Origin of the sequence: Pseudochrobactrum sp. AO18b (genome assembly GCF_000409565.1) — a bacterium.
Taxonomy (GTDB): Bacteria; Pseudomonadota; Alphaproteobacteria; order Rhizobiales; family Rhizobiaceae; genus Pseudochrobactrum; species Pseudochrobactrum saccharolyticum.
On sequence record NZ_ANNO01000271.1, the window covers coordinates 1 to 8268 of the forward strand.

Below are 8268 nucleotides of genomic sequence, written 5' to 3' on the forward strand. Positions count from 1 at the left end.
TGCCGGATGAATAACCCGCCATTTACCCGAACCGGCCTTGAGCACAACATAGCTGATGAAGCCGAAGGCCAGACCATTGGCAATCGAATAGGTGAACGGAATGCCCAGAGCTGTCAGAGCAGCTGGTGCAGCTTCCGTTACATCGTCCCATTCGATTTCAGACATTTCACGCATCATCAGACAGGCGACATAGATCAGCGCCGGCGCTGTTGCATAGGCAGGAACGGATCCGGCCAGAGGTGAAATGAACAAGGCAGCAAGGAACAGAAGAGCGATAACCAGTGCTGTCAGACCTGTGCGGCCACCGGCCTGAACGCCGGAAGCGCTTTCAACATAAGCGGTTGTCGAGCTGGTACCGATCAGTGAGCCGCCGATGATGGCAGTGCTGTCTGCAAACAAAGCGCGGTTCAGACGGTTCGGCTTGCCTTCAGGAATGAGGCCTGCACGCTTGCTCACGCCGATCAGCGTACCGGTAGCGTCGAAAACTTCAACCAGCACGAAAACCAGAATAACCTGCAGGAATCCCACATGCAGAGCGCCCATAATATCGAGCTGCATGAATGTCGGCATCAGGCTTGGCGGTGCTGAGAACACGCCCTGAAACTGGCTGACGCCGAGCATAATCGACAGAACGGTCACAACCAGAATACCGATCAGAATTGCGCCGCGCACTTTCAGCGCATCCAGAACGGCCATCACGAAGAAGCCGAAGATCGCCAGCAACGGACCGGTTTTGGTCAGGTCGCCAAGGGTGATGAAGGTTGCTTCGCTGCCGACAATAATGCCGGAGCTTTTCATACCGACCAGCGCTAGGAACATGCCGATACCGACAGCAATCGCACTGCGCAGGGATTTCGGAATACCGTCAACCAGCCAGCTACGGATGCCGGAAATGGTGAGGATGAAGAAAATCACACCGGAGATAAAGACAGCGCCCAGAGCCTGCTGCCATGTGAAGCCCATAATACCGACAACGGTGAAAGCGAAAAACGCGTTCAGACCCATGCCCGGTGCCATACCGATCGGCCAGTTGGCAACAAATGCCATCACGATAGAGCCAAGCGCTGCGGCAAGACAGGTCGCGACAAAGATCGCATTGCGATCCATACCGGTCGAGGACAGAATGTCCGGATTAACAAAAATGATATAGGACATTGTCAGGAATGTTGTCAGACCGGCGAGCACTTCTGTGCGCACATTAGTCTTATGTTCCTGTAATTTGAAAAGCTTTTCCAGCATGGTAGCTCCCTGTCAGTCTTTGGTAAGAAAGCATTCTGACGTCTTGCAGATGAATGGCCTCCTCGCAAAATCCTGATAGCAAAACCTGCTGCAGTCCACGGGAGACGACCTGTTTTATAGCGCCTGATCCGGCGGGATAAAACAATGCCACATTTTCGCCATTATCATGAATAGCCGGTCGCGTAAATGCGCAGCACCCTCCGGCACTCCGCAGTGCAGGCTTTATGCACCGGAATCTCGCAGGTAAAAAAGGCTGACAATCGTGATGATATACCGGTTCAAAGCCGGAATGTGTCGCGCGTGAACACTGCGACACACTCCGTTTTAATAGGCCGCATCATAGCGGCGATCAGGTAAGATCAATATAGAAACAGCTTTAGGCGAGCGCTTTTGCAGCCTCATCAATCAGATTTGCAACCTCTGCCGCGCGGGAAGCCAGTGAAGCATGGCTTGCATCCAGCTCAATCATTTTGCGCGGCTTCATCCGTTCAGCCATATGTTTCTGATTGGCCGGATGGATCATGTGATCCTGCGTTGAAAGCTGGTACCAGACCGGCTTATGTTTCCATGCAGGGTCGGTCACATTATCACCGAATGTTGTGGCAATCGGCGCTTTCTGCGCTACAGCCATTACCAGCGCTTCATCTGCGCTCATATCCTGACAGAAGCTTTCATGGTATTTGTCATAATTAATCCAGAGATAGCCGTCACTGTCCGGAGCCAGATTGGCAATGGCTGCGGGCGGATTTGCCTGACTGATACCACCGGGGCTTTCCCCTGCATCCGGGGCGAAAGCGGCAATATAGACCAGTCCGGCAACATTAGGCAGGTTACCCATTTCTGTTATAACGGCACCGCCATAGGAATGCCCCACCAACAACACCTTGCCTTCCTGCTGCCTGACCATTTTTCGGGTTCGCTCCGCATCATCCGCCAGAGATGTCAGCGGCATTTCCACGGCACGGATTTTGTCATATCCTTTACGGGACAATTCGAGAATAACTTTGCTCCAATGGGCGGCACCGCCCCAAAACCCGTGCACCAATATAATTGTCAGCTGACTACCCATAGCTATCTCCTTTTGCAGTGATAATCCTGAAAGATGTGCTGTCTTTTGATGCGTTACAGAATAAGGAATATTATTATTTTAGAATGATGCGATATTGCTGTAACGACAGTGCCTCGTAATTAGAGCGCCTGTTTTATCCGGCAACCGGACATTCAATATTTTTCGTAGCAGCACGCCGCATATTGCTACACGGCGTGCTGTCTTTAATAACAATCAGAACAGGTTGTAACGCTGTGCGAGCGGCACGACAGAAACCGGTTCAGCCCCGACCTCTGCGCCGTCAACACTGACTTTATAGGTCTTCGGATCAACGGTGATTTTCGGCAATGCATCATTGAGCTTCATGTCAGCCTTGGTCAGACCACGGCATTTGACAACCGGCTCGATGCGTTTGTTCAGGCCGAGATCCAGCACATTACCATCATTGACCGATGCCTGACTGACAAACAGAATTGATGTCTTGCCGATACCGGAAGACAAAGCACCGAACATCGGACGCATAATCACCGGCTGCGGTGTCGGAATTGATGCATTGGCATCGCCGATCTGTGCATAGGCAATGAAACCGCTTTTCATCACCAGTTCAGGACGCTGGCCGAAGAATGCCGGTTTCCACAATACCAGATCCGCGACTTTGCCTGTCTCAACTGACCCGATGAGATGGCTGATACCATGGGCAATGGCCGGATTGATGGTATATTTGGCGATATAGCGCTTGATACGGAAATTATCATTGCCTGCCCCATCCTGCGGCAGGTTTCCACGCTGCGCTTTCATCTGATCGGCAACCTGCCATGTCCGCATGATCACCTCACCGCCGCGCCCCATCGCCTGACTGTCAGATGTCATCATAGAAATCGCGCCGATATCATGCAGCACGCCTTCGGCAGCAATCGTATTGGCACGGATACGGCTGGCTGCAAAAGCCACATCTTCCGGAATATTCTTATCCAGATGATGGCAGACCATCAGCATATCGAGATGCTCTTCCACCGTATTGACAGTGTAAGGCAGTGTCGGCGTGGTGGAGCTGGTCAGCACATTGGCTTCCGCACAGATGCGCATCAGATCAGGCGCATGACCACCGCCTGCACCTTCCGCATGATAGGCATGGATGGAGCGACCACCGAAAGCCTTGATGGAATCTTCCACCGTGCAGCTTTCATTGACGGAATCCATATGAATGGTGACCTGAATGTCATATTCGTCAGCCATATCCATACAGGTCGCAATAGCTGCCGGTGTTGTGCCCCAGTCCTCATGCAGCTTCAGACCAGCAGCACCGGCGAGTACCTGCTCGCGCATACCTTCAGGTCGGGATGAACTGCCACGACCGGTAAAGATCACATTGAGCGGCAGATCATCGGTCGCCTGCATCATATGATGCAGATAGTTCGGGTTCGGTGTGCAGGTGGTCGCCATTGAGCCTGTTGCAGGACCGGTACCGCCGCCGAGCACCGTGGTTAAACCGCTGGCAATCGAGGTGATTGGCTGCGACGGCGTGATATAATGGAAATGCGTATCAATACCACCGGCGGTGACGATACAGCCCTCGCCTGAGATCACCTCTGTATTTACCCCGATCACCAGATCCGGATGCACACCGGCCATGATGTCGGGATTACCGGCTTTGCCGATACCGGCGATTTTACCATCCTTGATGCCGATATCAGCTTTGACGATGCCGGTATAATCAATGATCAGCGCATTGGTGATGATGCAATCCAGCGCCTTATCACTGCTGACACCCGTTGCCTGCCCCATACCATCGCGAATGACCTTGCCGGAGCCGAAGATGCATTCGTCACCATAGACGGTGTAATCATGCTCGACTTCCGCATAGAGATTAGTATCGCCCAAACGAACTTTATCACCCTTGGTCGGGCCGAAAAACTTGGCGTAATCTGCGCGGGTTATTTTATAGACCATGTTTTATCCTTATCGGCAGAGCGCGGCGTGATGCATATATCCGGCACTCTGCAAGCTTAAATTGTTGCGTAAAATCTGTGATAAAAGCGCTCATTCAGCACTGCGGCTGTCGGCAAAAGCACGCTCATTCACGCGGGAAAGCGTGCGCGCTTTATTCTCTGCGTCCACTGCACCATCGACCAGATTATTGCCGCCGCGAATGATCTGATTGCCGGAGATTGCCACCAGTGTAACGTCCTTGGTTTCACCCGGCTCGAAGCGCACAGCCAGCCCCGCAGGAATATCCAGACGCTTGCCATAGGCTGCTTCACGATCGAATTTCAGACGCGGATTGGTTTCAACAAAATTGAAATGGCTGCCGATTTGCACCGGACGAGTATCGGTATTGGTGACGCTGATCGTGACAGTTTCACGCCCTTCATTGAGCGCAATATCGCCCTCTGCACAGATGACCTGACCGGCAATACCGATCTCTTCATCATCCTGCATTTTCTCCGGAACCGGCAGAAAGCTGCCATAGAGCGCCAGTTTCATATCGCCTTTGTCGGTAGTGACCGGCGTGCGCACGGCAACCAGTTTGGTGCCGTCTTTAAATGTGCCTTCAATCTGCACATCTTCAATCATCTCGGCCACGCCGGACATGACTTCACGCTTGCCGAGAATGGTGCTGCCGAGGCGCATCAGCTCAGCGACTGAGTGCTGACCGTCGCGGATCAGCTCCAGCATGACCAGCGAGATCAGGGCAATGGCTTCCGGATAATTGAGACGCAACCCGCGTGCAAGACGGCGTTGTGCCAATTGGCCGGTGGTTACAAGCATCAGCTTGTCGGTTTCATGAGGTGTAAGATGCAAGGGTGTCTCCTTTATTTTCGGGGAAACACAGGCGCAGCAAATCGCAAGGCGTGCCAAATCCTCGGCAAGCCGCTATGAATTTCAGGGAGCCTGTGTGAAGAATGGATGTGCTGCGAGCAAACACAGCTGATGCGCTTTGCACTGACCGATATCAATGACATCACAACGCGTCCTGCAGAACAGGAAGAGTTGCAGATTACACGGCATCACCACAGCCTATAGTCATGACGGTGATTATACTCATAGCGATGATTAATGGGCGCAATACGCCCGTAAGCAGCATCGGCTATGCCGGTGAATTTCGGATGATACGGATTAGCAATACAGAAGGGGCATCAGCACTTCGCAGCGGCTGAAACTAGCCGACATTAAGTCCTGAGAAATGTTCCATCATGTGATTAACGACAAAAAAAGTCAGCAATCTCGGCCCTGTCATTTCAGTTCTGTATGAAGAAAAAACTGCGATGCGGATTGGTCAATCTGAGTCATCGCAAGCCCGATAAAGACAGCAGTATAAACCGAAGTCAAGGGGACATTGCTGCGCTCTGCACGGTTAAAAAACACAGCTAAAGACAACGACAAATGTTGTTTTATTAAACCTAAAAATGAAATTTTACACTGAATCCTAAGCCTTTCCCTGTATGGGAGGAAAGGCAGATAAATACGAAAGCCTTTGCAGTGATTTGGCATCGTCAGTTTAAGCTCGGAAAAAGCAATTATACAGCACGGCATATTATTGTCGTTTTGCTGGCTTTTTTCACGCCTATACTTCTGGGACTGCCGATTTTATATTGGCAATCCGGCAATACTTTACAGGAAAGAGCCCAGTCAGCCAGCCGTGCCGTTATTGAACATGTTGATGATATTCTCGACAATGCAAGAAAAGTAACTGAAGACGCTGCCCCTCTGATTGAAAAACCCTGTTCCGAAATTGTCGAAACACTGCGTATCAAAGCCACCACCGCATCTTTTGTCAGATCGCTGGCAGTTATCAAAAATGATACAATAACCTGCAGCACCATTTACGGTGACACGCGCCTGCCTGTAACAAGTGCCCATTTTTATGATGACCGGCTGGCCTTAATCGCCGGAAACAGAGTTTCTCCTGACCGTGCAATTTTGCTCTACCGATGGAAAAACGGCACGTCCTCTATTCTGGCCGGTATTGACGGCCTGCATATTATTCAGCTGCTCAACAGTCATGAGATGACACCGGCAACAACGCTGATTATCGGCTCTTACCGGCTTGAGCAGGACGGCAAAGTCCGCAACATATCTGCCGGAACCAGCAACAGCATTCTGATCCGCGACCGCTCCGATAAATATCCGTTTTCGGTTGAGACCGGTTTTCACAGCGGCGCATTACGGGACTATATTTTATCCCGCCATCTGCCGCTTATCATCCTGCTCGTCATTCTTGGCGGGCTGAGTGCATTTGCAACAAACCGGATGACGATCAATGCCCGCAACATGACTGCTGAGGCCAAGCGCGCCATTCGCAACCATGAATTTATCCCTTATTATCAGGCGATTGTGCGGAGCGACACCCATGAATGGGTTGGTGCGGAAGTGCTGACCCGCTGGGATCATCCGCTTGAAGGCATGATCCTGCCAAACAGTTTTATTCCTTTTATGGAACGTTCAGGACTGATTATTCCGATGACGGCAGCCCTGATCCGGCGCGTTGCGGAAGAATTTAGACTGCTGGAGAAACAGCTTCCTGACGGTTTCCATATCAGTATCAATGTTTCTGCCGTTTATCTGGCCGATCCTGAATTAATCAAAAGCTGTCACTATTTCCTGAGCCAGTTTTCGCAAAACAAGATACGGCTGATGCTGGAACTGACCGAACGTGAAGCAATAGAGCCAACGCCGGAACTGTTACAGCAAATCCATACGTTGCGTCAGGCCGGTATTCTGATCGCACTGGACGATTTTGGCGTCGGCCATTCCAATCTCAATTATCTGAAAGAGTTTCAGGCCGATCTGCTCAAGATTGACCGTAGCTTTATTACCGGCATTGGCAGCAATGACTTCTCCCGCCATGTCTTGCAGAGCATTATTGATCTGTCGCAGCAACTGGGGCTCCGGATCATTGCAGAAGGGATCGAGACACGCCGGCAGGCCGATTATCTTCAAGAGAGAGGCGTCCAGTATCTTCAGGGCTTTTATTTCTCCAAGCCGCAGCCGATCACTGTTTTCCAGTCCCATATGTGCCAGCATTTATCGGGACAGAAACCGAAACGTGGGAAGTAACCGCTCTGCAGCTCCCTACCCTGCGCAGAATTGAGCGTTGCCAAAAAGATACCATCCCTCTGACATTCGCCCAATCTTTGTAAAAATAATTGATCACTTGGTAAACTCTTTGTAGACGCTTAAGAAAACCTTAAGTATCGCGAGGGAGCAAGCTGTCTTCCTTGCTAAAAACTGGAGCCGGTTTGTCCGTGTCATTATCCCCGCTGAAATTATCCCTGTTATTCGCCTGCGCTGCTGCTCTTTCTGCCTGTACCACTGTCCAGAATCCGCCACCTGTGCTCAATGCCAGCGTAACCCAGCCGCAGCCGGTAAAACCGGAACCGGTATCCGAGCCGGAAGCACCGGCTGCGACACCGGAAACTGACAGCGCCGCGTATATGTATCGCGCAATGACGGATCAGAATTACCAGATCCCTGCGATTGATCTGACCAAGCTGAAACCGGAACACCGCCGGACTGTTGTCGATTACAAGACCACAGAAAAACCGGGCACCATTATTGTCGATCAGCCTGCCCGCTATCTCTATTTTGTGTTGCCGGAAGGCAAGGCTGTCCGCTATGCCGTGGGTGTCGGCCCCGCAGCACGCGGCTTTAACGGCGGCGATGCAATTATCGCGCATAAGGCCGCATGGCCGCGCTGGACGCCAACCCAGAATATGATCAAGCGCAATCCGAACCAGTATCTGCGCTACAAAGACGGTGTTGACGGCGGCCCGGGAAATCCGATGGGCGCGCGCGCACTCTATATGCATAAAGACGGCATCGACACCTATTACCGTGTCCACGGCACGAATAAACCTTCATCGATAGGCAAAGGCGTTTCCGCAGGCTGTATCCGTCTTATCAATCAGGACATTATCGACCTGCATTCCCGCGTAAAGCCTGGTGCACGCATTGTCGTGAAATAAAAAACCAATCTACCC

Annotated in this window: 6 protein-coding genes; 2 read left to right on the plus strand and 4 right to left on the minus strand. The window is 51.6% G+C overall.

Annotated features, from left to right (window positions below):
* The 4 genes from A918_RS0111360 to ureB form a co-directional block, all read right to left on the minus strand.
* The coding region (locus tag A918_RS0111360) for an NCS2 family permease (protein WP_022711186.1) at nt 1-1239 on the minus strand (1239 nt) is incomplete at its 3' end.
* Nucleotides 1240-1615: 376 nt separating this feature from the next.
* Nucleotides 1616-2308 (minus strand): alpha/beta hydrolase, encoded by a 693-nt coding sequence (locus A918_RS0111365; RefSeq protein ID WP_022711187.1) that lies wholly within the window; start codon nt 2306-2308, stop codon nt 1616-1618.
* Between the two features lie 213 nt (nt 2309-2521).
* Nucleotides 2522-4237, minus strand: a complete 1716-nt coding sequence (gene ureC / locus A918_RS0111370) for an urease subunit alpha (RefSeq protein WP_022711188.1) — start codon at nt 4235-4237, stop codon at nt 2522-2524.
* 90 nt (nt 4238-4327) lie between these two features.
* Nucleotides 4328-5089, minus strand: coding sequence for an urease subunit beta (gene ureB / locus A918_RS0111375; protein WP_022711189.1), 762 nt, complete (start codon nt 5087-5089; stop codon nt 4328-4330).
* A gap of 678 nt (nt 5090-5767) precedes the next feature.
* On the opposite strand from ureB, the gene A918_RS20230 reads away from it, so the two are divergent.
* Complete coding sequence (locus A918_RS20230; RefSeq protein WP_022711191.1) at nt 5768-7345, plus strand: EAL domain-containing protein; 1578 nt, start codon at nt 5768-5770, stop codon at nt 7343-7345.
* A 188-nt stretch (nt 7346-7533) separates the two neighbouring features.
* Nucleotides 7534-8253: a L,D-transpeptidase gene (locus A918_RS0111390; protein WP_022711192.1), complete on the plus strand. Its 720-nt coding sequence runs from the start codon at nt 7534-7536 to the stop codon at nt 8251-8253.
* The last annotated feature ends 15 nt before the right edge of the window (nt 8254-8268 follow it).